Origin of the sequence: Pseudoclavibacter sp. JAI123, assembly GCF_013409665.1 — a bacterium.
Taxonomy (GTDB): domain Bacteria; phylum Actinomycetota; class Actinomycetes; order Actinomycetales; family Microbacteriaceae; genus Pseudoclavibacter.
In genome coordinates this window covers 203,124-228,399 of the sequence record NZ_JACCCM010000003.1, presented here as the reverse complement: position 1 = coordinate 228,399, position 25,276 = coordinate 203,124, and the positions used below count along the sequence as shown (strand labels likewise).

Annotated in this window: 23 protein-coding genes; 4 read left to right on the top strand and 19 right to left on the bottom strand. The window is 68.4% G+C overall.

Features of this window, described 5'->3' with window-relative positions; translation table 11 throughout:
• Nucleotides 1-24: 24 nt before the first annotated feature.
• The 3 genes from HDC34_RS16175 to HDC34_RS16165 all read left to right on the top strand — a co-directional run bounded on the left by HDC34_RS16175 (nt 25) and on the right by HDC34_RS16165 (nt 2,878).
• Entirely contained in the window at nt 25-1,302 is a 1,278-nt protein-coding gene (locus tag HDC34_RS16175; protein WP_179557791.1) for an ROK family protein, read from the top strand.
• Between the two features lie 92 nt (nt 1,303-1,394).
• A complete protein-coding gene (locus HDC34_RS16170) occupies nt 1,395-1,865 on the top strand; it encodes a hypothetical protein (RefSeq protein ID WP_257023360.1) in 471 nt (156 codons plus the stop codon).
• Nucleotides 1,862-2,878 (top strand): restriction endonuclease subunit R, encoded by a 1,017-nt coding sequence (locus HDC34_RS16165; RefSeq protein ID WP_179557790.1) that lies wholly within the window; start codon nt 1,862-1,864, stop codon nt 2,876-2,878. The genes HDC34_RS16170 and HDC34_RS16165 overlap by 4 nt, the downstream gene beginning before the upstream one ends.
• A 93-nt stretch (nt 2,879-2,971) precedes the next feature.
• On the opposite strand, the gene HDC34_RS16160 is transcribed toward HDC34_RS16165, so the two are convergent.
• The 13 genes from HDC34_RS16160 to HDC34_RS16100 all read right to left on the bottom strand — a co-directional run bounded on the left by HDC34_RS16160 (nt 2,972) and on the right by HDC34_RS16100 (nt 16,972).
• Nucleotides 2,972-3,982 (bottom strand): sugar phosphate isomerase/epimerase, encoded by a 1,011-nt coding sequence (locus tag HDC34_RS16160; protein ID WP_179557789.1) that lies wholly within the window; start codon nt 3,980-3,982, stop codon nt 2,972-2,974.
• Nucleotides 3,983-4,027: 45 nt separating this feature from the next.
• Complete coding sequence (locus tag HDC34_RS16155) at nt 4,028-5,182, bottom strand: Gfo/Idh/MocA family protein (protein WP_179557788.1); 1,155 nt, start codon at nt 5,180-5,182, stop codon at nt 4,028-4,030.
• On the bottom strand, nt 5,179-5,577 hold the full coding sequence (locus tag HDC34_RS16150) for a DUF6379 domain-containing protein (RefSeq protein WP_104252041.1): 399 nt from the start codon (nt 5,575-5,577) through the stop codon (nt 5,179-5,181). The genes HDC34_RS16155 and HDC34_RS16150 overlap by 4 nt, the downstream gene beginning before the upstream one ends.
• A 19-nt stretch (nt 5,578-5,596) precedes the next feature.
• On the bottom strand, nt 5,597-6,640 hold the full coding sequence (locus HDC34_RS16145) for a sugar phosphate isomerase/epimerase (protein ID WP_104252287.1): 1,044 nt from the start codon (nt 6,638-6,640) through the stop codon (nt 5,597-5,599).
• A 25-nt stretch (nt 6,641-6,665) separates the two neighbouring features.
• Nucleotides 6,666-7,769, bottom strand: a complete 1,104-nt coding sequence (locus tag HDC34_RS16140; RefSeq protein WP_179557787.1) for a sugar phosphate isomerase/epimerase — start codon at nt 7,767-7,769, stop codon at nt 6,666-6,668.
• Nucleotides 7,766-8,161 (bottom strand): DUF6379 domain-containing protein, encoded by a 396-nt coding sequence (locus HDC34_RS16135; protein WP_179557786.1) that lies wholly within the window; start codon nt 8,159-8,161, stop codon nt 7,766-7,768. Before HDC34_RS16135 ends, HDC34_RS16140 begins: the two co-directional genes overlap by 4 nt.
• A 30-nt stretch (nt 8,162-8,191) precedes the next feature.
• Nucleotides 8,192-9,781, bottom strand: a complete 1,590-nt coding sequence (locus tag HDC34_RS16130; protein WP_179557785.1) for a GMC oxidoreductase — start codon at nt 9,779-9,781, stop codon at nt 8,192-8,194.
• Nucleotides 9,778-10,572: a TIM barrel protein gene (locus HDC34_RS16125; protein ID WP_179557784.1), complete on the bottom strand. Its 795-nt coding sequence runs from the start codon at nt 10,570-10,572 to the stop codon at nt 9,778-9,780. Before HDC34_RS16125 ends, HDC34_RS16130 begins: the two co-directional genes overlap by 4 nt.
• Nucleotides 10,573-10,615: 43 nt before the next feature.
• Nucleotides 10,616-11,917, bottom strand: coding sequence for a DUF6379 domain-containing protein (locus HDC34_RS16120; protein WP_179557783.1), 1,302 nt, complete (start codon nt 11,915-11,917; stop codon nt 10,616-10,618).
• Between the two features lie 372 nt (nt 11,918-12,289).
• Complete coding sequence (locus HDC34_RS16115; RefSeq protein ID WP_179557782.1) at nt 12,290-13,792, bottom strand: DUF6379 domain-containing protein; 1,503 nt, start codon at nt 13,790-13,792, stop codon at nt 12,290-12,292.
• A gap of 15 nt (nt 13,793-13,807) precedes the next feature.
• A complete protein-coding gene (locus tag HDC34_RS16110; protein ID WP_179557781.1) occupies nt 13,808-14,644 on the bottom strand; it encodes a carbohydrate ABC transporter permease in 837 nt (278 codons plus the stop codon).
• A 1-nt stretch (nt 14,645) separates the two neighbouring features.
• Complete coding sequence (locus HDC34_RS16105; protein WP_179557780.1) at nt 14,646-15,620, bottom strand: carbohydrate ABC transporter permease; 975 nt, start codon at nt 15,618-15,620, stop codon at nt 14,646-14,648.
• 59 nt (nt 15,621-15,679) lie between these two features.
• Nucleotides 15,680-16,972 (bottom strand): ABC transporter substrate-binding protein, encoded by a 1,293-nt coding sequence (locus HDC34_RS16100; RefSeq protein WP_179557779.1) that lies wholly within the window; start codon nt 16,970-16,972, stop codon nt 15,680-15,682.
• 193 nt (nt 16,973-17,165) lie between these two features.
• On the opposite strand from HDC34_RS16100, the gene HDC34_RS16095 reads away from it, so the two are divergent.
• Nucleotides 17,166-18,104 (top strand): LysR family transcriptional regulator, encoded by a 939-nt coding sequence (locus HDC34_RS16095; protein WP_179557778.1) that lies wholly within the window; start codon nt 17,166-17,168, stop codon nt 18,102-18,104.
• A gap of 517 nt (nt 18,105-18,621) precedes the next feature.
• Here HDC34_RS16095 and HDC34_RS16090 read toward each other — a convergent pair.
• From HDC34_RS16090 to HDC34_RS16065, 6 genes are all read right to left on the bottom strand, one after another.
• Nucleotides 18,622-19,839 carry an acetyl-CoA C-acetyltransferase gene (locus HDC34_RS16090; protein WP_179557777.1) on the bottom strand — a complete coding sequence of 406 codons (1,218 nt, stop codon included), beginning with the start codon at nt 19,837-19,839 and terminating at the stop codon, nt 18,622-18,624.
• A complete protein-coding gene (locus HDC34_RS16085; RefSeq protein ID WP_308807382.1) occupies nt 19,836-20,858 on the bottom strand; it encodes a fumarylacetoacetate hydrolase family protein in 1,023 nt (340 codons plus the stop codon). Before HDC34_RS16085 ends, HDC34_RS16090 begins: the two co-directional genes overlap by 4 nt.
• A complete protein-coding gene (locus HDC34_RS16080) occupies nt 20,855-21,907 on the bottom strand; it encodes an amidohydrolase family protein (RefSeq protein ID WP_308807381.1) in 1,053 nt (350 codons plus the stop codon). Before HDC34_RS16080 ends, HDC34_RS16085 begins: the two co-directional genes overlap by 4 nt.
• A gap of 14 nt (nt 21,908-21,921) precedes the next feature.
• Complete coding sequence (locus tag HDC34_RS16075; RefSeq protein ID WP_179557775.1) at nt 21,922-23,055, bottom strand: FAD-dependent monooxygenase; 1,134 nt, start codon at nt 23,053-23,055, stop codon at nt 21,922-21,924.
• A 64-nt stretch (nt 23,056-23,119) separates the two neighbouring features.
• Nucleotides 23,120-24,160 (bottom strand): cyclase family protein, encoded by a 1,041-nt coding sequence (locus HDC34_RS16070; RefSeq protein WP_179557774.1) that lies wholly within the window; start codon nt 24,158-24,160, stop codon nt 23,120-23,122.
• A complete protein-coding gene (locus HDC34_RS16065; protein WP_308807380.1) occupies nt 24,157-25,152 on the bottom strand; it encodes a fumarylacetoacetate hydrolase family protein in 996 nt (331 codons plus the stop codon). The genes HDC34_RS16070 and HDC34_RS16065 overlap by 4 nt, the downstream gene beginning before the upstream one ends.
• Nucleotides 25,153-25,276 lie beyond the last annotated feature (124 nt).

Here is a 25,276-nt window from a genome sequence, read left to right as displayed (position 1 = left end):
CGACATATTGGGTACAGTTCGCCCATGAGAGAGTCAACGCTCCGCTTCGGCGCTCAGACCGATGAGGTCACGAGCCTTCTCCGCGTCGTCAACCTCGTGCGGATGGGCGAAGCCCAGACCCGCCCGCAGATCGGCACCGTCACGGGCCTCGGCCGAGGGGTCGTCACCCAGCGAGTCGAGCAGGCGATCAGCATGGGCTTCCTCGAAGAGGGCGACGTCGGCCCCTCGTCTGGCGGCCGCGCCCCACGCACGTTGCGCTTCCGTGGCGAGAGCGGCCTCATCGTGGTCTGCGCCCTGGGCGCGCTGCACATCCACGTCGGCCTGGCGCAGCTCGAGGGCGACGTGATCGCGCAGGCGCACCTCGACTGGGAGATCTCGCGCGGCCCCGCTGAGACCCTGGATGCCGCCCTCGGTCTCGTAGAAGAGCTCCTCGCCGCCGACACGAAGACGCGCGGCAGCGAGCTGCCCGTCTGGGGCATTGCCGTCGGCGTCCCGGGCCCCGTCGACTTCGACTCCGGCCGCCCCGTGGCCCCGCCCATCATGCCCGGCTGGAACGGCTTCGATATCCGCCGCCGTTTCGAGCAGCGTTTCGATGCGCCCGTCTGGGTCGACAACGACGCGAACCTCCTCGCGCTCAACGAGCGCACGAATCGCCAGGTGCCCTCGGTCGACCTCATCTACGTCAAGGTCGGCTCCGGAATCGGCGCGGGCCTCGTCTCGCGCGGGCGCATCCACCGCGGCGCGAACGGCGCGGCGGGAGACATCGGCCACGTGAAGGTGTTCGGCTCGACCTCGCAGTGCCGGTGCGGCAAGATCGGCTGCCTCGAAGCGGAGGCAGGCGGCTGGGCGCTTGTCCGCGACGCCCAGCTCGCAATCGACGCGGGGGACGACGGACTCCTCGCGCGGCGCGCCCGTGCAGGGGAGGAACTCAACCCCGAGCTCATCGCGATGTGCGCGGAGGACGGCGACGCGCTCGCCATCCAACTCGCGCAGCGCTCCGCGAAGATCATCGGCGAATCGATCTCCGCCCTCGTCAACATGTTCAACCCGAAGGTCATCGTGGTCGGCGGCGCCCTGGCCTCCGCCGGCGAGATCTTCCTCGCCGAGGTCAGGCAGCGCGTCTACGAGCACTCGCTCCCCCTCGCGACGCGCGACCTCAACATCGTCGTCTCCGCCAACGACGTGCGAGAACCCCTGCGCGGCGGTGCGGCGATGGTGCGCGAGCAGCTCTTCGAGGAGACGTTCACGCGCTGGTTCGCGGATGGGCGTCCCACGATCTCGGGGCTCGCGCTCGGGCGCTGATCGCGGGGACCGCGCTCGGTGGCACTTCTGCAGGGCACCCTACTTCTTCCGATTTTAGACATAAGCAGGTAGATTCACTTCTAAAGCCGAAGATGGCCGTCACAAAGGAGTGTCATGCCCAGCAACGCCACGCGCATCCGCGCACCCCGGGGAGCGCGCTCGTGAGCCTCGCGATCCTGCTCGACGACGCACTGCGCAGCGACGGCGCAGGCTTCTCCCTCCGCGTCTCACTGCCCTGGATCCGCTCTCTGCCGCTCGCGAGCCTCCACGACCTCCGTGTGACGATCGACGGAGACGACGTGCCGCTGCCCGAGCTCGCACCCAGTCCGACGTGGTGGTTCGTGCAGGACAGGATCGTCGTGAGCTCCGACGTGAGCCTCGAGGCAGGCACGCACGAGGTGCTCGTCGCCTTCAAGCTGCTCATCCCCAACATGGGTGCGGGCCCGGGCCAGCCGCTGATCCTGCCGTTCGCGGCCGCCCGCCGGCTGGAACTGGATGCACCGCTCGAGGCCCCGCGCGCATCCCGCGACGTGCCGCTCGAGGCCGTCGGGAGCCCAGCGTGAGCGCGCAGCTGCCCGAGGGATGGACGCTCGCCGCATCCGCCTTCAACTGGTCGCCCGAGCTCATGGTCGCCGACCGCACCTCGCCAGAGATCGCGGCGTCGATCGGCGCAGCTGGCGTCGCAAACGTCATCGAGGTGGAGGCAGCGCAGACCTGGCGCACGTTCCCGAGCGCGATGGACGCCGAAACGGCGAGCATCCGCGAGACCCTCGACGCCACGGGCACCTCGGTGAGCATCGTCGGCGCGAGCCTCGACGACTGGCTGACGGCGACAGCACGTCGCTCGGAGGACGAGCGCTACGAGTTCCTCCTCCCCCAGCTGCGCGGCGCACAACGACTGGGCGCAGAAGGGATCCGCCTGCCGATCGGCCAGGCCGGACCCGCGCTCCTCGAACGGCTCCTCCCCGACCTGCACGAGCACGGCCTGACGCTCTACGAGGAGCTCCAGGGTCAGCAGTCGCCGGACAAGCCGCAGCACGCGGCCGCCGTCGAGGCGATCGCCGCGATCGACGATCCCCGCATCCGCCTGCTCGTCGACATCAGCATGCTCATGCCGTCGCTGCCGCCGAGCTACCTCGCGAAGCTGCGGGCCGGTGGGGTCGACCCGGCACTCGTCGATGCGCTCGAGCGCGACTGGCGGAACCCGGCGACACTCGCCGCCGTCCAGGGCGCGCTCCGCGACGGCACCGTGCCGCCGCAGGTGCACACCATGTTCATGAACCTCGTCATCCGGTTCGGGCGGTCGGATGCGCGGGATCTGCGCGGCATCCTGCCCCTGGTGAGTGGCGTGCACCTGAAGTTCTGGGACCTCGACGACCGCGACGGTCGCATCTCGAACCCCATCCGGGAGATCTCGGCTGAGCTCGCCGGCGTCGGCTTCACGGGCACGCTCTGCAGCGAGTGGGGCGGCCACGAGTGGATCGACTCGCTCACGCCGGAGCAGGCGACGCGCGCCCACCTGGCGCTCGCCCGCGAGGCGATCGCCGAGGGCGCATCCACGCCGGTGGCTGCCTGACTGCCGCCGTCCGCGCAGAAGAGTGCGGCAGCTGCAGGCTCCCATCCTCGGGAGTATGCATCTGCCGCACTCTTGTCGCCGTTCTGGGGCTGCCTAGTCCTGCTTCGTGGAGAAGGCCGAGTCGAAGGCCGCCTCCGACGGGCGGTACGTGGAGAGCTTGCGCACGAACCCCAGCGCCTCAGGAGCACCCACGAGGCGGTCCATGCCCGCGTCCTCCCACTCCACCGACAACGGCCCCTCGTAGCCGATCGCGTTCAGCATGCGGAAGCAGTCCTCCCACGGCACATCCCCGTGCCCGGTCGAGATGAAATCCCAACCCCGCCTCGGGTCAGCCCACGGCAGGTGCGACGACAAGCGCCCGTTCCGGCCATTGCTGAGGCGCTTCTTCGTGTCCTTACAGTGCACGTGATAGATGCGGTCCTGGAAGTCCCACAAGAACCCCACCGGGTCGATGTCCTGCCACACCATGTGCGAGGGATCCCAGTTCAACCCGAACGACTCCCGATGCCCGATCGCCTCCAACGCGCGCTTCGTGGTCCAGTAGTCGTACGCGATCTCGGACGGATGCACCTCGTGCGCGAACCGAACCCCGACCTCCTCGAACACGTCCAGGATCGGGTTCCACCGGTCCGCGAAGTCCTGATAGCCGGCATCCACCATCGCCTCCGTGGCGGGCGGGAACATCGCCACGTACTTCCAGATGCTCGACCCCGTGAAGCCCGTGACGGTCTTCACGCCGAGCGCCGCTGCGAGGCGGGCCGTGTTCTTCAGCTCTTCCGCCGCACGCTGCCGCACGCCCTCGGGGTCGCCGTCCCCCCACACTCGGTCGGACACGATGTCCCGGTGCCGCTGGTCGATCGGGTCGTCGCACACCACCTGCCCCTTGAGGTGGTTCGAGATCGTCCACACCTTCAGACCGTTGCGCTCCAGCACTTCCAGCTTGGAAGCCACGTACTCGGCGTCATCCCACCGCCACGGATCCAGGTGATCACCCCAGCAGGCGATCTCCAGACCGTCATACCCCCACTCCCCCGCAAGCCGCGCGACCTCCTCGAACGGCAGATCGGCCCACTGACCGGTGAACAACGTGACAGGACGAGACATGCTTCTCCTCTTAACTAACGTTCTCGAATGCTGAAGCCGCGCTGCTCAGACAGCGACGGCGGACCGGGTCTCGACCCATGCGCTCTCCACGGCCGAGCTGCGCTCGACGGCGTCGAGCACGCGCTGCACGCTGAGCCCCTCTTCGAAGCTCGAGTGCAGCGGGGCACCGTCGGCGATGGCGTTGACGAGGTCGGCAACCTGGTGCGTGAAGCCGTGCTCGTAGCCGAGCATGTGGCCGGCCGGCCACCAGGCCGAGACGTAGGGATGCTCGGGCTCGGTCACGAGGACCTGCGCGAACCCCTGCGTTCGGCTGTCGGCCGTGCGGTCGTAGTACTGCAGCGAGTTCAGGTCCTCGAAGTTCCACGCGAGGGCGCCGAACTCGCCGGAGACCTCGATGGCGAGCGCGTTCTTGCGGCCCGTCGCGAAGCGGCTCGTGTCGAACGAGGCGAGCGCCCCGCCCGAGAGCCGCCCGGTGAAGATCGCGATGTCGTCGACCGTCACCGACCCGGTGCCCGAGCCGTCCGCGAGCGGCCGCTCAGGGATGATCGTGTCGATCGTCCCCGAGACCCGGTCGACGCTCTGGCCCGTGACGAACTGCGTGAGGTCGATGGCGTGCGCCCCGATGTCGCCGAGCGCACCCGACCCCGCGAGCTCCTTCTGCAGGCGCCACGAGAGCGGCGCAGCCGGGTCGACGAGCCAGTCCTGCTGGTACGAGGCACGCACCCGGTGGATGCGGCCGATCTTGCCCTCGGCGATCAGGTCTCGGAGCAGGGTCACGGCCGGCACGCGACGGTACGTGAACCCGACCATCGATTTCACGCCGCGCTCTGCCGCGCGAGCAGCCGCATCCGCCATCGCCTCGCCCTCGGCGACCGTGTTGGAGAGCGGCTTCTCGACGATGACGTGCTTGCCCGCATCGAGCGCCGCGATGGCGATCTGTGCGTGCGAGTCTCCGGGCGTGACGATGTCGACGATGTCGATGTCGTCTCGCCCGATGACCTCGCGCCAGTCGGTGGCCGACTCCTGCCAGCCCCACTGCTTCGCGGCCTCCGCGACGGCCTCACCGTTGCGCCCGACCACAACCGCCATCTCGACCTCGGCTGGCAGGCCGAAGACGCGAGGCGCCTGCCGCCAGCCGACCGAGTGAGCGGCTCCCATGAAGCCGTAGCCGATCATGGCCACGCGCAACGGCCGGGTCATGCGAGCACTACCTCACGCTCGACGGGGACGCGGTTGGTGACGTAGCGGCCCGGCGCGATCTGCATGTAGAGGAGACGCATCGTGAGCACCACCTCTACCGTGAGCTTGTCGCCGGCGGCGGGCACCTCATCCAGTTGGATGACGATGTCGGGTCGGTCGGAGAGGAACCAGAGCGTCTCGGACTGCTCGGGCAGCTCGTCGATCGTGTACGAGCGACCCTGCAGCTCGAAGCGGAGCTTGTCCTTGGGGATGGCGACGCCGTTGACGTTGACCTCGACGTTGTCGACGGCCGACAGCCAGAGGCTGCGGTACCAGGGGATCTGCACGGAGACGCTGATGCCGTCCTCTCGGCGCGTGACGTCCTTCTCGGCGAAGAGTGAATTGTGTGTTGCCATGGTGTTCTCGTCCCTAGCCTCAGGCGACCGTGAGGCTGTTCGCCTCGGCCGCGGTCTCTTCGATGGCACGGCGCATGAGCGCGTGCTGCTGGCGCACCTGCTCGACCGGGTCGCTCTCGCCGAGGTCGGCGAACGCGTGGCCCTCCCATTCACTGGAGAGGTAGCCCTGGTAGCCGCCCTTCACGAACTGGCGCACGATGCGGGCCGTGTCCATGGCCGGCTCCTCGCCGTGCTCATCGATGTCGTAGAACTTCGCGTGCACGTGGAACATCTGCGGCATGATGTCGAGCCATTCCTCCGGCTCGACGAGACCGTGCATGTTGAAGGCGAGGCGCGTGAACGGCCCGAGGCGGGCGAAATCGAACTTCTCCTCCGTGAGGAAGTCCTCGAACGCCTGGTTGCGCACGTGCATCGGCTGCGGGCGACGCCAGATCTCGTCCATGACGGGGAAGTACTCCTCTGGCATGCCCATGCTGCTGAGCGTGCGCAGCAGGCGCGGCGAGAGGCTGTGCATCGTCGAGCTGAAGTCGGCGGTGAAGCCGAGGCGCTCGCTGCCGAGTTCCTCGTACATCTCGCGGATCGCGTGGATCTGCGGGGCGTTCGGGCCGGAGGGGGCGTGGATCTCATAGCCGAGACGCTGGTCGTACTTCTCGGCGAGCGGCAGGAGGCGAGCGAGCAGCTCCTTGCCGGCCGAGCGGATGACGACGGTGCGGAAGCCGAAGTCGTTGGCCGTCGCCAGCTGGCGTGCGAAGAACTCGTACTCCTCATCCGGTGTCATGTCGCGGTCTTTGCGGCGCCCCATGTCGAGGTTCGTGCCGACGGCGCTGGGCTCGAGGCCATCGCGCTCGAGGGTGTCGCGCCAGAACTTCACGAACTCCTTGTCGGTGTCCGGGTAGGTGCGCAGCAGCTGCGCGATGTTGAACTCGACGCCGGTGCCGAGCCCTTCCTTGTGCACCGCCTCTACGAGCGTCTCCGGCGTGTAGAGGCCGGCCGCGAACTCCGAGGTCAGCGAGTAGAGGGTGATGCCGAGCTTGATGCCCGTTCCTGCGATTCCGTCTGTCATGGTGTTCTCCTTCTGGTCCCGGCGCTCAGCTGCGTACGGGCAGTGCATGGTGGTCGGCGAGGATGCGGCGCGCCTCGGCCGGGTCGGTGATCATGCGCGATCCCGCATCCGCTGCAGCAGATCGCTGCACGGCGTGCTCGGCGCGGATGATGTCGAACGGGCTCTGCCAGTGGTTCCAGTGCCAGCCCTCGTACTCGCTCGAGACGGCGCCCGAGTACCCCTGCTCGACGAGCAGCGCGATGAGCTCGCGCACGGGAACCGAGGGCTCCTCGCCGTGCTCGTCGATGCCGAAGAACTTGCCGTGCACGTGCTTGACCCACGGCATGATCTCGAGCCAGTCCTCGACTCGAGCCGGGCCGAAGAGTCCCGTGCCGTTGATGGCGAAGTCGATCCCGAAGTCGGGTCGACCGTGCTTGGCGGCGAGGCCGATGAACGAGCCGAAGCGCTTGCCGTGCACGCCCTGGTCGGCGGGCGGGCCCTCGGCGTAGTAGCCGTCCCACAGCTCGACGAGCTCGGCGAGCAGCTCCTCGGAGGCGCCGCGGCGGCGGTAGGCCTCGACGGCCGATGGGGCGAACGCCTTGGTGGTGGCGCCCCAGTCGGCGGTGAAGCCGAGGAACGGGGAGCCGACCTGCTCGAAGCGGTCGCGCAGCGCGAGGATGCGGGGGTGCGAGGCGTACTGGTCGGCGTGCACCTCGAGCGCGAGGGTCACGCCGTGCTTCTCGGCGATCGGCGCGAGCTGCTCCATCGAGTCCGGCGTGATCGAGATCTGCACGCGGGCGACGGGGAAGCCGAGCTTCGCGGCCGCCTCGATCTGGCGCGTCATGTACTCGACGAGCTCATCCTGCGAGAGCAGGCGGTCGCGGTGGATGCCGATGTCGGCGTTGACCGCGAGCGAGGTGCGGACGAGGTCGAGCTCCTCGACGAGGTCGGAGAACCAGCCGGCGAACTCGTCGGTGATGTTCGGGAAGCCGCGGATGCTCGAGAAGCCGATCAGCTCGAGGCCGGGCCCGAAGCCCTCGGCCGCGACCTTGCGGATGAGTCCTTCGAGGTCGTACTCGCGACCGTGGAACGCGCGGGTGAAGCTGTAGAGGGTGACCCCCTGGATGGGGGTGCCGAGCTCGCCAGTCATGCGGAGACCGCCTTCATCGTCTTGGAGTTGTGTTCTTCGATGCGGAGCACCCCGTGGTCGGTGATGATGTAGGGGATGTAGAGCTTCAGGTCGACGTCGACCTGGTGGTCTCCGTCACCCGCGGCGATGGGGATGTCGCCTTCGACGACAACCGAGTCGGTCGGGAACCACCACTCGGTTGTGTCGCCCGCGAGCTCATCCGGTGCGTAGGTCTTGCCGTTCATGGTCCAGCGCAGCGTCTCGAGCGGGGCGGCGATGCCGTCGACCGAGAGGCCGAACTCGGAGATGCAGGATGCGGGGAGCGAGCGGTACCAGGGCAGGCGCACCTCGACCGAGGTTCGCGTGCCGTTCGTCTTGAGCGTGTCCTGCTCGATGATCCGATCAGGAATCATGGTGGCCTCCTAGCCAGTTGTCAGTCATGGTCAGTTCCGTGTCGCCTGGACAACGACGGCTGGTGCGGCTGTGAGCTTCGCCGCGACGTCGCGGGCGCCCTTCACCGCGAGCGCGACGCCCGTGAGCGTCGGGTTGCAAGCGGTCGAGGTGGGAATGACGCCGTTGCCGGCGACGTAGAGCCCCGGCACGCCCCACACCTCGCTTGTCGGCGAGCAGACGCTCTCGCCGTCGTCGGTCTCCCCCATGCGGGTGGTGCCCTGGTAGTGCAGGGATGCGCCGAACGGCAACACCATGGCTCGGTCGTCGAGTGGTTCGCCGATCGCCCGGCCCAGCGTCAGCAGGCGCTGCTTGGCGGCTTCCATGACCTCCCGGTCGTGGTCGGTCGCGGTGTAGTGGATGCGAACGGCGGGCATCCCGTAGCTGTCGAGGTGACCGTCCTCGAAGAGGACACGGTCGTCACGCTGCAGGTCTTTCGCGCAGAACAGGCCGAGGCCGACGATGGAGCCGGGGATGACGGCGTCGTCGTCTGCGATGGGAACCGGCGACGCATCGAGCTGCATGACCTGCCCGTGGAAGGGCTGATCATCGGTGTACGGGATCCAGCTCACGCCACTGGTCTCCGTGATCGTGCCTGCAGGGCGTTGAGCCGCATCCGCAATCTGGTCTGCCGACGCTTCGAGGCCCGTGATCCGAGCAGCGAACACGATCTGCGTCTGGTCGTTGAGGTAGCGGCCGAGGGCGTCCGGCCGAATGCCGGAAGCCCAGAGGACCTGGGGGGTGCGCAGCGCGTCCGCCGCGATGATGACGACTCGCGCTCCGACGAAGCTGAGCTGACTGTCGCCGGCTTCGCTGAGGTCACGCACCTCGACTCCTGCGACTGCTCCGTCGTCGCCGATGACGGTCCGGGTGACGAGGGATTCGTCGAAGAGCGAATAGTTGGGGTTCTGGCGCGTGACGTCACCGAGAACAACGTCGGAGCCTGACCACACAAGGCGTCCGTCTTCACGACGGCGGACGGCAAGCGGCATGCGCTGCACGCGGGCGGCTGGCTCACGGCCTTCGTCGACCGCGGGCGAGAGTCGGTCGCGAATGAGTTGCGTGAACGGTGCATCGTCGAAGGCATCCGTGGTGACGCCGAGCAGTCGGTCAGCCTCGTCGAGGAGCTCGTCGAGCTCGCTGGCCGTTCCGTCGAGGAAGGCGATCCGCTCGCTCTCGCCTGGCCGCGGGCAGGCGCCCGTCCAGTGGGCGGACATGCCGCCGACGTTGCTCGACATGGCCGCGACGGGCATCCCGTCGCCCCCGTCCACGGAGAAGTCGCCGTCGGGCAGGATGTAGGTGCCCGGGCGCGACTGCCGCTTTCCCTGGGCGAGCGCGACGGGGCTGTTGAGCTTGGATGCCGCTTCCCCGGTCCCCTCGGAGCGGCGCTGGGCTGCGCTCCGCGCCTCGAGGTCTTCGATGTTCTTGACGTGAGCACCGGGAGGGTTCGAGACGGTCGGCCCGACCTCGAACATCGCGATGCGCAGCTCCGGCGCCGTCTCGCTCAGGATGCGCGCGTACGTCGCGCCGGCGGGTCCGCTGCCGACGATGGCGACGTCGACGCGCTCTGGGTAGCGACTCATGCCGAGGCCGCTGCTTCCTTCACGTAGGCGACCGACGCCGCAGACTCCTTGGTCGGGTAGTACTCGAGACCGATCGGCCCGTCGTAACCGGATGCGCGCAGCACGGAGAACTTCTCCGCCCAGTCGAGCGCACCGCTGCCGGGCTCGCCCCGGCCTGGCGCATCCGCGAGCTGCACGTACTTGACGATGTCGCCGGCGTTGGCGAGCTCGGCGGCCATGTCCTCGCCCTCGACGGCCGAGTGGTAGATGTCGTAGAGCACGCCGAAGTTCGGGGAGTCGACGCCGCGCGCGACGTAGACGGCTTCGGAGGTGCGGTCGAGCAGCGCGCCCGGGTGGTCGACGCGGATGTTGACCGGCTCGAGCACGAGGGTGATGCCGGAGCCGTCGATCTGGGCGATGGCCTTCTCGTAGATGGCGATGAGCTCGTCGAGCTGCGTCTGGCGCTTGGAGCCACCGAAGCCCGTGCCGCTGCCGACGACGAGGCGCGGGCAGCCGAGCTCCTGGGCGATGGCGACGCCCTCGTCGAGGCACTGGTAGAAGAAGGAGTGGTCCTTGGGCGGGATCATGAACTGCGTGCGCGGTTCGGCGAGCTGCGCCGTGAGCTGCGTGCCGGTCTCCTCCAGCGCCGCTTTGAGGGCGGGGATGTCCTTGGGCTTGGCGGGCGCGTCCTTGCCCGTTGCGCCCCACATCTCGACGGCGTCGAAGCCGGCTGCGGCGGCCGCGCGGACACGGTCGTGGTAGTCGCCGGCCTCGGTGAAGAGGAGTTCGATGTTCGGTGCGAGCTGGTACATGTGTGGATCCTTTGCGGTGATCGAAAGTGGGGAGGCCGAAGCTTCAGAGGCGGTCGGCGAGCTGACGGATGAGGGAGTGCTGGCGGCGGACCTGCTCGATGGAGCGCCACGGCTCGCGCTCGCCCTCGTATTCGCTCGAGAGGTAGCCCGTGTAGCCGGCGTCCTTGAGGGCCTTGAGCACGGGCTCCCACGGGATCTGCTGGTCCTCGAGGTGCTCGTCGATGTCGTGGAACTTGGCCTGGATGAACACGACGTGCTCGATGATGCCGGCGATGTCGGCGGGGTCGACGCCGATGCCGTCGAGGAAGTCGGGGCGCTTGCCCGGCAGCTCGCCCGGGCGCAGCGGGATCGGCCGGTCCTGGAAGATGCCCGTGTCGAGGAGCAGCCCGAAGTGCTTCGTGCCGGTGCGCTTGATGAGCGCGATGTAGTCGTCGACGACCTCGTGCTTGATGGGCGTCGGCGAGTGGATCTCCGGGCAGATGATGACGTCGAGCTCTGCGGCGAGCGTGAGGCTCAGCTCGACGGCTTCCGTCCAACTGTGGTGGGGCACGAGGTCGCTCGTGACGACGCCGATCTTCGGGCGCACGAACCTGAAGCCGAGGCGCTTGGCGAGGCGCAGGTCGCGCTGGAGGATCTCGGCGCCCTCCGCGGCCGTGAGGTCGCGGGCCTGCGGTCCGCTCGAGTGCAGCCGCGTGTCGATCCAGGAACCGTAGTTGGTGGGCTCGAGCGCGTACTTGTCGAGCAGCGCGAACCACTCATCGACCCACTCGTCGCTCGGGTTCGGGTAGTTCGGGATGTGCCCCTCGCCGAGAATCTCGACGCCCGTCGCGCCGAGGTCGGCGATCGTGCGGAGTGACGTCTCGAGGTCCATGACCGTGCCGAAGTCGCCCATGTAGCTGTAGAGGGAGACGCCGTACTTGAACTGAGCGCCTGCTGCCTCGGGGGTGAGGGTGACGTGCTTCGTCACCTGGTAGCGGCTCGGCTGGTGCTCGAGCGGGATGTACGACATGCGCAGGCGCAGGTCGACCGAGAGCTCGTGCACGCCATCCGGCAGGCCGCCCTCGAGCGGAACGGTGACGGTGGCCGGTTCGTCGAGCTGCCAGCGCACATCCTTCGACACCCACAGCTCTTCAAGCGTGTACGTGTTCCCCTGGAGCGTCCACAGAGGGATGGTCGGGTCGACGTCGACGACGCCCGGGATCTGCACGCCCACCCCGTCGATGAGGGAGGCGGCCATGCCGCGGTACGACGGCATGCGCAGCTGGAACTGGAATCCGGTGACCTTGTCGCCCTCGCGCACGTTGCGGAAGCCGACGGACTGGATGAGGTCTCTCTCGAGAAGCATCGTTGCTCACTCTCTGTGTGTGTGCGTCCACTCTACGCACTTATGTCGGTTTTAGTCATAAGAAAGACTGATGTGCACCTTAGGTGCTGCGGATGCGGGCGCAGCGCAGGGCGCACACTGCCGGGTGGCTGCCTGGCCACCCTCAACTCAGTCAGTCCGCACACCTAGGGCTCACGCATCCACCTGAGCCTCAGCACCTGCGCAACCCCCAGGTCTGCGCGACGCCGAGCTCCGCACCTCCCGCGCCACTCACCCCTCGCCTCCACCCACTCCTCCCGCGCCCCTCCAAGCGCAGATGTGGGGGTTGCGCACGTGAATCACCGGATTCACGTGCGCAACCCCCACGTCTGGTCAGCTGGAGCGCGGCTCGGGTCAGGCGAGCGCCTGTACCTCGCGCATGCTGCGGCGGATGAGGGCGTGCTGGCGCTGCACGAGCACCAGCGGGTCCACCTCGCCGAGGTCCGCGAACGCGTGTCCCTCCCACTCGCTCGACATGTAGCCGGAGAAACCTCCGCGCACGAACTCCTCCGTGATCGCGCGGTAGTCGATGGCCGGCTCGTCGCCGTTCTCGTCGATGTCGTAGAACTTGGCATGCACGTGCAGGATCTGCGGCATGATGTCCGACCACTCGCGCACATCCACTCGCCCCTGCATGTTGAACGACAGGTGTGCGAGCGAGCCGAGAATGCCCGGGTTGATGCCGCGGCCCTCGAGGTACGCGATGAACGCCTGCTGGCGCTCGCGCATGGGCACATCGGTGCGCCAGATCTCCTGCAGCTTCGAGGTCGCGGCGTCGTCGAGGCCACGCTTCTTGACAGAGCGCAGCAGTGTCGGCGCCATGCTGTGCATGGTCGACGAGAAGTCGGCGACGAAGCCGAGCAGCGGGGAGTCGAACTCCTCGAAGACCTCGCGCACCTTCACGATCGGCTCGGCGTTCGGCCCGAGCGGTGCGTGGATCTCGTAGCCGAGCTTGAGGTCCAGCCGCTCGGCGATGGGCAGGATGCGTCGCAGCAGCTCCGGCTTCGCGCTCTGGATGCGCACGAGCGGGAAGTCGAGCTTCTTCGCCGACTGCAGCAGCGTCTCGGTGAACTCGAACTCCTCGTCGAGGCTCATGTCGCGGGAGCGGTTGCGCCCCATGTCGAGGTTCGCGCCGAACGAGCTGGCGTCGAAGCCGTACTTGTCGAACGCGCTGCGCCACTTCGTGACGAACTCGTCGGAGACGTGCGGGTAGGTGGGCACCATCTGCGAGGCGACGATCTCGATGCCGGGGCCGACGCCCAGCTCCGCGACGCGAGCCAGGAGGGAGTCGAAGTCGTACCAGCCGGCCGCGAACTCGGCAGTGGCCGAGTAGAGGGTGAGGCCGAGCTTGAACGGGTCGCTTTCGCGCGGCTCGGCGAACTCGCCGAGCGCATCCGCTGCCGATGCCTCGAAGTACGGGGTCGTCGCGGCCTCGGCGGCCTCGCTGGCCACGAGCGTGCGGGTGACGTCGACGTGGTTCGGCACGTAGAGGCCGGGCTCGGTCTCGCTGCCCGGCTTGATCTGCATGTACGGCAGCCGCAGGTCGGCGACGAGGTGGATGCTGTGCTCACTGCCGTCCGCGATCGGCTCGTCGAGCTCGACGATGAGGCGCGGGCGGTCCTGCAGGAACCACAGCACCTCCGACTGCTCGGCGATCTCGTCGAGGCGGTAGCTCGCGCCGCGGTGCTCGAGGCGGAGCTTCGACGCGTCGATCGGCGTGCCGTCGATCTCGAGCGCGAGGCCCGTGACCGAGGAGAGCCAGACGCTGCGGTACCAGGGCAGCTGCAGGCTGAGCGCGGCGCCATCCGGGTGCGGGAAGAGGCTCTGCTCGCTGAGGAGGGTGTCTTGCGTTGCCATGAGAGGTCTCGATTCCTAGTGCTTGAGTCCGCCGGCGAAGCCCTGCATGAACTGCTTCTGCGCGACGAGGTAGAAGATGAGGATCGGCACCATCGAGATGATGACGATGGAGAAGATCTGGTTCCACTGCGAGACGAGCGAACCGACGTAGTAGTACATCGCCACGGGGAGCGTCTGGAAGTCGGAGCCGCCGAGGAAGATGAGCGACGTGAAGAAGTCGTTCCACACGATGAGGCCGGCGAGGATCGCGACGGTTCCCGTCGCTGGAGCCATGAGCGGCAGGATGATCTGGAAGAACACCTGGGTCGGGCTCGCCCCGTCGATTGACGCGGCTTCCTCGTAGTCCGTGCCGAGGCCGCGGAAGAAGTTGGCGTAGAGGAAGATCGCGAGCGGCAGGAGCATGCCGGTGTAGAGCACGATCATGCCCCACAGCGAGCCCGTCAGGCCGAGCGCGCGGGCCCCCATGTAGAGGGGGACGGTGCCCAGCTGCGTGGGCAGGATGATTGCGATGAGGAAGATGTAGTACGACACCTGGGTCCAGCGACGCGTGCTGCGGGTGATGACGTAGCCGGCGAGCGCCCCGAGGATGACCATGCAGAGGATCGTGCCGCCCGTGATGATGATGCTGTTGAGCAGGCCGAGGAGCACGTTCGACTGGCCGGTCGCTGTCATGACGTTGGCGAAGTTCTCGACCGTCCATGTCGAGGGAAGCTCCGTGGCGGAGGTCGAGAAGACCTCCTGGTCGCTTTTGAACGCCGTGATGACGAGGAAGTAGAACGGCAGCAGGAACACGATGGCGACGAGCCAGACCGCGACTTCCCTGATCAGCGTGAACTTGGTGTACCTGAACATGTCAGCGTCCCTTCTCGGGGCGTTCGGCCGTGAGCTTCTGCTGGATGACGGCGAAGATGAGGATGATGACGGTGAGGATGAGCGCGAGCGCGGCGCCGTAGCCGAAGTTGCCGAGCGAGAAGGTCTGCTTGTAGACCTCGGTCGCGAGTGTCTCGGTGGCACCAGCCGGCCCACCGCCCGTGAGGGCCATGACCTGGTCGAAGATGCGCAGGCCGTTCACGAGGCCGAGCGTCGTCGCGATGGCGACGGCCGAGCGGATGGAGGGCAGCGTGATGTACCAGAACCGCTGGAAGAGGCTGGCGCCGTCGATCGCGGCTGCTTCTTCGATCTCGACGGGCACGCTGGCGAGGCCTGCGATGTAGATGACCATCGTGAAGCCCGTGTTCTGCCAGACGATGACGATGAGCACAGCCCAGATCGACCAGTTCGGGTCGGCGAGCCAGGCCTTCTGGTACTCGGCGAAGCCGAGCGTCCCGAGCAAGGCGTTGAGGGGGCCATTGAACTCGAAGATGAACTTCCAGATGTAGGCGACCGCGAGGGGGCTCAGCACCACCGGCATGAAGAACAGGGTGCGGAGGATGTAGCGGCTCTTGAGGCCGCGGTTGAGCGCGAGGGCCAGGATGAGGCCCGCGACGTTGGTGAGGATGACGGAGCCGAACGCGAGGAACAGGGTGTTCCCGACGGCGCCGATCTTGGTCGGGTCGGCGAAGATGTCGGCGAAGTTGTCGAAGCCGACGAACGTGAACGAGCCGATGCCGGTCCAGTTCGTGAACGCGAAGAAGCCTCCGGCGGCCGTCGCGGCGTAGTGGATGAACGCTACGAGCACGAGCCCGGGCAGCACCCACCACCAGTGACCGAATTGCAGGAGTGGACGCCCCTTGCGGGGAAGGGTGGCGTTCTTGCCACCCTTCCCCGTGGGCGACTGATCTTCAGCAGCAGACTCGGTCTTGCCGTCGCTGTGCAGTGTCGCAGTCATGAACTGGTTCCTTTGCTACTCGTGGATGCGGTTGAGGCTCGGCCTGACGATGTCGGCCATCAACCCCAGGCGGCATCCATTGATGCGAGGACTCCATCGACGTTCGTCTGACCCGTGAGCAGGCCCTGGACGCCGGTCTGCAGTGCTTCATAGACGGAGGGGTTCGGCCAGAAGCTGATCGGAAGCGCGGTGAACTCGCCGTTCTTGAGGAGTTCTTCGACACCCGAGTACGCGGTGCCTTCGAATTGGAAGTCCTCGAGCCCGGTGATGGGGAGGGCTCCGGAGACGTCGGAGAAGATCTTGGCGCCTTCAGGCTGGGCTACCCAGTCGAGGAAGGCCTGCGCAGCCTCCTGCTTTTCACTGGCTGCGTTGACCGAGAGAGCGTAGTTCGAGCTGGCGAGCACGCCTGGCTTCTTACCCGCTTCAGACGGGAAGGCCTCGATGGTGAAGTCCAGGTCGGGGTTTGCCGAGAGGAGTTCCGGAACAGCTGAACCAGGAAGGAATGCACCGAGCGAGGTGCCCTGCGTGATGTTGTTCGTGATGACGTCGAAGCCGGCACCCTGAGATCCCGCCTGGAAGCAGCCAGCCTCATTGAGGTCGACCACCGTCTGAAGAGTGTCCTTCCAGCCCTGCGAGTCGGCGAACGTCACGTCGCCCGCGGTGCGCTGGTCGTTCCAGTCGGGGGTGTCCGCATAGACGCGGCTGGCCGAGATGGACAGAGCAGTCATGCCCGTGTTCGGCCCTGCGGCGCCCGCAAGCGCGATCATGGATTTGCCTTCGCCGGTGAGCGTCGAGCATCCGCCCACAAGAGCCCCTGCGTCGGCGGGGAAGCTGGAGATGCCGGCCGCGTCAGCCGAGGCGTTGCTGTAGACGAAGCCCGAGACGGTGAAATCGACGGGCTGGGCGACGATCTGGTCCTCATAGGTGAAGAGCGCCTCCTGCCCTTCGGGAAGCACGCCCGAGACGGCGTCGTCCAGAGGGGCGAGGAATCCGGCCTCGGCGAGGCTCAGCGCCGCCTGACCTTGGCCTGCACCCGGAGCCGTCTGGATGACGTCGGGGGCGTTGCCTGCCTGCAGCTGGGTGCGGAGCGTCTCGCCGTAGCGGTCGTTCGGCTGCGGGTTGAGCGTGATCTTCACGTCGGGGTTTGCTTCCATGTACGCGTTCGCGAGCGCCTCGTATGGGTTCTCGAAGTTGTTCGAGGTTGCGTACGTGAGGGAGAACTCGGTCGCTCCGCCTTCTCCGGTGCCGCCGCCGTCTCCGCCGCCTGCGCAGCCGGAGAGGACGAGGACACCGGCAACCGGGAGGGCGAGTGCTGCGCTGAGGCGCATCCGCTGGTTACGGGAGTGAGACATTGTTTGCCTTTCTTGACAGCGTTGTCGAAGATCCTCCGGCTGTGCCGGAGCGTGGGTTCAGTCTGGCAGGCTTGTGCGCAAAACACACATAAGTAGTTGCGATGCTCCGCATAACTGTCGGCGCGGAACCCTCCGAGCGCATCACCCAGACGGATATGCTGGCGCCACACCCCTGATCCGGAAGCACAACGACGTGACCTCAGAAACACCGCTGTCCAGGCTCGACCTGAATCTGCTCGTCTCGCTCGACGCCCTTCTCACCGAGCGGAGCGTCACCCGAGCCGCCGAGCGGCTGCACCTCAGCCAGCCCGCGCTCAGCGCATCCCTCGGCAGACTGCGCACGCACTTCAACGACAAGATCCTCGCCCGCACCGGCAACACGTACGAGCTCACACCCCTCGCCGTCCGGCTCAGCGAGCTGACCGCCACCGCCCTCGACTCCGCGAGGCGCGTGTTCGACAGCCAAGCCGAGTGGAACCCCACGCAGTCCACACGCGAGTTCACAGTGCTCGGCTCCGACTACGGCTTCGCGACCATCGGCGCCGCGGTCTCGAAGCTCGCCGCCGAGACCGCTCCGGGCGTGCGCTTCCGGTTCCGGATGCACAACCCCAGCATCGTCGAGGACGCCATCGCGCAGCTCCGCTCCGTCGACGCCATGATGATCCCCCACGGCTTCCTCAGCGACCTTCCCTACAGCGACGTCTTCACCGACGAATGGCGCATCATCTGCACCGACGACAACCCGCACGTCGGCGAGCACATCACGATGGACAACATCGCCGAGCTCCCCTGGGTGTTCAACTACCTCTCCCGGTCAGCGTTCACCTCCGCGAGCAGGCAGATCCGCGAGCTCGGCATCGAACCCACCGTGGCCGCCGTCGTCGAGGGGTTCCATGTGCTCCCCCACTTCGTCCAGGGCACCAACCGGCTCGCACTCATGCAGAAGCGCCTCACCGACGTCCTCATCCCCCGCGAAGGGTTCCGCGTGCTCGCGCCGCCCTTCGACGCGACCCCCATCTCGGCCGCCCTCTGGTGGCACCCCACCCACAACAGCGACCCAGAGCACGCGTGGATGCGGCGCCTCTTCGCGCAGGCCGGCGCCGCCATGCAGGCGGAGACCGGGGCCGCGTAGGTCGGCGGCGCCGCGCGGAGACTGCGGCTGCCGCTGCCGCTGCGGTTGCGGTTGCGGTGCGGTGCGGTGCGGTGCGGCTACTTCGGGATGGGTTTCTCACTTCGTTGCGGAAAGTTCGCCAGCACGAAGCGAGGTTTCCACCTCGAGACTCGTCGCGCAGCGCCACCGGCCCACCCCGCCGACTCCACCGCGCCACTTCGGGATGGGTTCCGCTCACGCAGATGGGTTGCAAGCCACCCCGAAGCGCCAAAGCCATCCCGAAACTCGCTCGGCGGCGACGCCACCCGGCGCACTCACCCGCCCCAACCTCGGGATGGGTTCCTCACCTCGTTGCGGAAAGTTCGCCAGCACGAAGCGAGAAAGCCATCCCGAGACGGAAGAAGTGGGGGTCGGGTCAAGGGCAACCGGTGGGGTCAGCCGTCATCCAAGCAACCGTCATCGAGGCAGCAACTCAGCGGTCAGCGGTCAGCGGGTCAGCGGTCAGCGACTCAGCAATCAGCGATCAGCGATCAGGGGGTCAGCGGGTGAGGATGAGGGCGTCGCCCTGGCCGCCTCCGCCGCAGAGGGCGACGGCCGCGGTTCCGCCGCCTCGGCGGGCGAGCTCGTGCACGGCGTGGACGACGACTCGGGCACCGGATGCTCCGATCGGGTGGCCGAGGGCGATCGCGCCGCCGTGCGGGTTCACGACTTCGTCGGCGACGCCGAGCTCGGCCCGCGACTGCACGACGACGGCGGCGAAGGCCTCGTTGATCTCGATGTGATCGAGCGACGAAGCCGCGATGCCCTGCTTCTCGCAGGCCCGCGCGATCGCTCGTGATGGCTGCGACTGCAGCGATGCGTCTGGTCCGGCGACCTGGCCAGCTGCGCCGACGACCGCGAGCACGTCGTAGCCGTGCGCGTCGGCGAACGCGCGAGTCGTGAGGACAACCGCGGACGCACCGTCGGAGATGGGCGAGGCGTTGCCTGCCGTGATCGTCCCGTCCGCGGCGAAGGCGGCGCGCAGCCCGGCAAGCGATTCGGCGGTTGTGGAGGGGCGGATGCCCTCGTCGCGGCTCACCCGGACGGGGTCTCCGCGACGCGCGGGCACATCGACGGCGACGATCTCGGCGTCGAAGAGCCCAGCATCCACGGCCGCGGCGGCGCGCTGGTGGGAGCGCGCGGCGACCGCGTCCTGCGCCTCGCGCGTGATGCCGAGGCTCGTGTTGTACTGCTCGGTGAGGAGGCCCATGCTCTGCCCGGAGGCCGCATCCGTCAGCCCGTCGTGCGCCATGTGGTCGAGCGCCTCGACCGATCCGTACGCCCAGCCCTTGCGGGAGCCGGCGAGGAGGTGCGGTGCCTGGCTCATCGACTCCATGCCGGCCGCGACGACGAGCTGCGCGTCGCCGGTCTTCAGTAGCCGGGCGGCGTCGATGACGGCGGTCAGCCCCGAGAGGCAGACCTTGTTGATGGAGGCGACGTGCGCGGACGCTGGGATGCCCGCGGCGAGCGCCGCCTGGCGTCCGGCGTTCTGCCCGACTCCGGCGGAGAGCACGTGCCCGACGAGGACGGCGTCGACGAGCGACGCGTCGATGCTGCCCTGTGCGAGCGCGCCGCTGATCGCGGCGGTGCCGAGCTGCGGGGTGGTCAGCGTCGAGAGCTGCCCGTTGAGCTTGCCCTGCGGGGTCCGGGCGGCGGCGACGATGACGACGTCGTTCGCGGCCGGAGCTGGGCTCGTGCCGAAGTTCGTGCCGCTCATGCGCTCACGCGTCCTCTCGTTCGTGCCCGCGACGCAGTCCGTGCGCGGGGAACCGGCACGGCGTCGACGGCCGCACTGATGACGTTGCTGATGTCGCCGATGCGTTCGACGCGCAGCTCGACGACGTCGCCCTCCGCGAGCGGTGGCGGCGTGAGCGAGCCCGCGCGGCCCCACAGCTCGGCGAGGCATCCGCCGTTGCCAGCGGTGCCGGAGCCGAGCACGTCACCCGGCACGACCCGCGAGTTCCGGGACGCGTAGACCAGGAGCTGCGGGAACGACCAGCCCATGTTCGAGAGCAGGTCGCTGCCGATGAGCTCGCCGTTGACGAGCACCTGCAGCTCGAGCTCGAGGAAGCCGTCGGCGTCGTGCGCGTCGGCGAGCTCGTCGGCCGTGACGATCCACGGCCCGAGCGTCGCGGCGAAGTCCTTGCCCTTGCAGGGTCCGAGGCGCACCTTCATCTCGCGCGACTGGATGTCACGCGCCGACCAGTCGTTGAAGACGCTGTAGCCGAAGATGTGGCCGGCCGCGACCGCCTCGTCGAGGTTCGCCCCCTCGCTGCCGTCCACCGCGCCGACGATCACGGCGACCTCGAGCTCGAAGTCGAGCCGCTTGGTCACGGGCGGGCGGATGCTCGCCCCGCTGCCCACAAGCGAGTGCGGGTTGGTGAAGTAGAAGGTGGGCGCGTCGTACCACTCGGCGACGACGCCCGAGTCGCCGTCGATCGACTTGACGACGCCCTCGACGTGCTCCTCGAACGCGACGAAGTCCCGCACGCTCGGCGCCTCGATGGGGGCGAGCAGCTCGACGTCGGCGAGCGACGGGGCGAGACCGAGGGAACCGTCCGCCCAGGCGCCCTCGATGAGCGAGGCCGCGATCGCGTTGGCGCGGTCGAGGCCGAGCCTCGTCGCGCCGAGCACGGTCAACCCGTCGGCGAACGCGAGCAACCGGTCGCCGCCCGCGTGCGCGACGACGACCCCGTCGTGGGTGCTGCCGTCGTGCATCCACCTGGCATATCTCACCGACTCGCCTCCACAGCGTTCCAGACGCGGGGCAGCCGCGCGGCGTTGCCGAACAGGATCTGCGCCTCGTCCTCGGCGCCGAGTTCCGCGTCGTGGACACGCTCGACGGGGTTCTCGACGCCCATGTCGAAGGGGTAGTCGGAGCCGAGGAGCACCCGGTCGGCGCCGACGGCGGCGACGAGGTTCCGCAACGCGTCGGGCGTGTGCACGAGCGAGTCGAAGCTCAGCTGCCGCAGGTACGTGGACGGTGCGCGCAGGCAGGTGCGCGCCTCGGGCCGCACCTCCCAGGCGTGGTCGGAGCGGCCGATGAACGTCGGCAGGTAGCCGCCGCCGTGCGCCGCGATGAGCACGAGGTTCGGGAAGCGGTCGAGCACGCCACCGAAGATGAGGTGGGAGATCGCGGCCGCGTTCTCGGCGGGCTGGCCGACCGTGTTGGAGAGGTAGAAGCGGTCGAGGCGCTCGTCGAGGCTGCAGCCGAACGGGTGCAGGAACACGATCGCCTCGAGTTCCTCGGCACGGCGCCAGAAGTCGTCGAGGCGCTCGTCGCTGAGCTCCACGTCACCCGCGAATGACGACAGCTCGACCCCGGCCAGGCCGTTGGTCAGCACGGCGTCGTCGAGCAGCTCGACGAGACGGTGCGGATGCTGCAGCGGCACGAGTCCGAGCCCGCGCAGCCGTTCGGGCGCACCGGCCACGTGCTCGGCAATGGCCGCGTTGGCCTCCTTCGCCGCCCAGACGGCGAGCTCCTCGCCCGCCCACGGGTAGTAGTGGCTGGGCGAGGGCGAGACGAGCTGCACATCCACGCCCTGCGCATCCATCACCGCGAGGCGCTCTTCGAGGGAGATGAGCTTCGGGAAGCGCGACTTGATCATGGCACCGGATGCGGCGAGGCTCTCCGGCCCGTTGCGCTTGGCCTCGAGCTCGCCGGCGGCGGCGAAGCCCTCGGGGTCGCGGCCCTGCACCGAGCCTTGGAGGGCGGGGATGAGGAGGTGCGCGTGGACGTCGACGACCTGGCCGGCGGTGCCAGAAGCACGGCTGTCAGCAGTCACGTCGTTCGCCCCGCTCATGCCGGCACCGCCACGAGCTGCGCGACGCCGCCCATGAGGGCGGGCACGTTGCCGTCGCGCTTGCCCTCGAGCTGCCACTGGCCGAGGGTCGTGGACGCGTCGACGACGTGCGATGCGCGTGGGATGCGGCGGGCATGGAAGTCGTCCCAGAACTGCTGGTCGAGCTGGTCGCTCTCGAGGAGCATCGTGGCGAGCACGAGCCCGTCCTCGGAGGCCTGAGCCGCGCCCTGCGCGATGGTCGGAGGGCAGCTGTGGGCGGCGTCGCCGATGATGACGACCCGGCCGCGGTTCCACGCATCCGGAACGACGTGCGACGTGAACAGCGTGTAGTGCACGCGGGCCGACTCGGTGAGGGAGTCGCGGATCTCCTGCCACGGCCCGCCGTAGCTGCCGGCGAGGTCGCGCATGATCTCGACGCTCTCGGCTGGCGTGAGGCCGGTGCGGTCCTGCGCCTTCTCGACGAGGTAGGCGTAGATGCTGTTCTCGCCCGTCGGGCAGTAGCCGGCGATGAAGCAGCGGCCGCCGTAGTAGAGGTCGGTGTGGGTGACCTCGGCGGGGCGCTCGACGAAGGCGCGCCAGATGCCCATGCCCGTGCGCTCGGGCTTGGTCTCGATGCCGATGAGCGATCGGGTCGGCGAGTTGAGGCCGTCTGCGCCGATGACGAGGTCGACGCGCGAGGTGTCGCCCGCATCCGTCGTCAGGGTCACACCATCGGCGTCCTGCTCGAGGCCCGTGACGGTCGTGCCGTAGTGGATGCGCGCGCCGACTTCGAGGGCGCGCTCGGCCAGGATCTTGGCCAGGTCGGGACGGTACATGCCGGCCGTCGCCGGGTACTCGGGGCCGCCCGTGCGGGTCTCGGTGAGGCTCGCGATGACGGTGCCCGCCGGGTCGGGGGCGCGCATGCTGACCTCGTCGAACGAGTACGACTGCTCCTGGATGCGCTCCCAGATGCCGACCTGGTCGAAGACGCGCAGCGCGTTGCCCTGCAGGGTGATGCCGGAGCCGAGGGCCGTGACCTCGGACTTCGCCTCGTAGACGTCGACCTCGACGCCGCCGTCGGCCAGGATGATCGCTGAGACCATGCCCGCGACTCCGCCTCCGACGATGGCGACCTTGGAAACTGCACTCATGATGGTCCTGCTTTCTGCGTCTGCGTTGACGTTGAAGGTGTGCGTGCCGTGCGGCGGGGGCTGCTCAGCGGATGGCGATGGGGTTGACGGGAGACCCGACGGCGCCGGTGATGGGCAGCGGCGGGGCGACGAGGAGGAAGTCGTAGACCCCGTCCTCGGCGCTCGCCGCGGCGAGCGCCTCAAGGTCCCACATCTCGCCGATGGTGAGCCCCATGTTGGGGATGACAACCTGATGGAGCGGCTGAAAGGCGTCGTCGAACTCGTTGGGGCGCACCTCGAAGCCCCACGTGTCGGTGGCGATCGCGGCGATCTCGCTGCGGTGCAGCCAGCCGGCCGTCGTGAAGGAGAGCCCGGCGCTTGGGCCGCCCGCGTAGCCGTTCCACCCGTCGCGCTGGGCGCGGGCGTAGCGGCCGGTGCGCACGAGCACGATGTCGCCACGGCCGACGGCGGCGGTCGCGCCCTGCGCGCGGATGCACGACTCGAGGTCGGCGGTCGTGATCGCGTAGCCGTCCTCGAGCTCCCCGTCTTCGCGGAGGTGCCTGCCGAGATCCAGCAGCACGCCGCGGCTCACGATCTCGGCCGCGGTGTGCTCGATGCCGGTGACGAGGTCGCCGTCACTCGTCACGACCTCACCGGAACGGCGACCGTTCCAGGCGTAGCCGTGGTCGAAGATGTGGCCGAGGCCGTCCCACTGCGTGGAGCACTGCAGGGGCATGGCGATGACGTCGTCAGCCCCGCCGAGGCCGTGCGGGAACCCCTGGTTCGCGAGCTGTGCATCCGTGCCCGTGTCGAGCATCGTGTGCACGGGGTTCGTGCGGCGACGCCACCCCATCTGTGGGCCGTTCATGTCGAAGGGCTGCGAGAGCGAGAAGCTGCGGCCCGTGCGCACGAGCTTTGCGGCGGCTGCGCGCTTGGCGTCGTCGATGAAGTTGAGCGTGCCGATGCGGTCGTCGTCGCCCCAGCGACCCCAGTTGCGGTAGGTCTGCGCGGCGCGCGCGACTTCCGTGGTGGGGTCGGTGCGGTCGAGCTCGGCCGGGTTGTCGGTGGGGGTCCCCGTGACCGCGGGGGCGCCCCCGGCACCGGTCGTCTCGGCGACCGAGGTCATGACGACACCGCTTCCGCACGCACCCTGGTGGTCTGCGTGCCGAGGCCCTCGATGACGCTCACCATGACGTCGCCGCCGCGGAGGAGTCGGCCGTGCACGATGCCGTTGCCCGCGGGGCTGCCGGTGAGCAGCAGGTCGCCCGGGAGGAGCGGCATGTTCTCGGATGCGGCCGAGATGAGCGCGGGAATGTCGAAGAGGAGGTCGTCGGTGACGGCGTCCTGCATCGTGTCGCCGTTGAGCGTCAGCTTCAGCGTGAGCGAGTGCGGGTCGGTCACGAACTGCGCTGGCACGAGGAACGGACCGGTAGGGAGGAAGCCTGGCGCGTTCTTGCCGCGGTACCAGTCGGTGCCGATCTCCTTCATGTCCTTGCGGAAAATGAGGTCGCGCGTCGAGATGTCGTTGACGATCGTGTAGCCGGCCGCGTGGTCGAGGGCGTCGGCGCGGGAGACTCGGTGGGCGCGCTTGCCGATGACGACCGCAAGCTCCAGCTCCCAATCGTGCTGGTCGCTGTAGCCGGGCAGCTCGAGCTCGGCGTCGACACCGGCGACCGCAGTCGGGAGGCCGATGAAGAAGTACGGCTCGCCGTCCCTGGCACGCGCATCCATCATCTCGGCCGCCCACTCGCGCAGCTCCTCGATGGGGCGCGGGTCGTTCTTCGCCCGGCCGGCGGCGACGAGGTCGATGACGTGCGTGCGGTAGTTGGCGCCCGTCTGCAGCACTTGGCGGGGCTCGACGGGCGCTTCGAGGGTGGCGTCGTCGAGGGCGAGCCAGGTGCTGTCGTCACTGCCGCTGGTCTGCGCGAGCTCGGCGAGGCGGTCCCACGAGGCGGGCGCCTCGGCAAGGAAGTCGTTGAGGGAGTCGGCGCCGAGCTCTTCGCTGCTGAGCGGGCGGATGCGGCCGGCCGCGACGAGTCCGAGCTGCGGCTTCCCCTTCCCCACGCTGAAGCGGGCAAGAGCGAAGTCGGCGGTCAGGCCTTCGGACGACGATGTCACGGGTGGTCTCCAATTCACGACGCTTCGGTGCGTTCGTGACATAAGTCAACCGCGCGCGGCGCCATCAGCCAAGCCGGGATGCGTTATCCCGGGCATCAGGGTTGGTGATGGGGCGGTGAGCTCG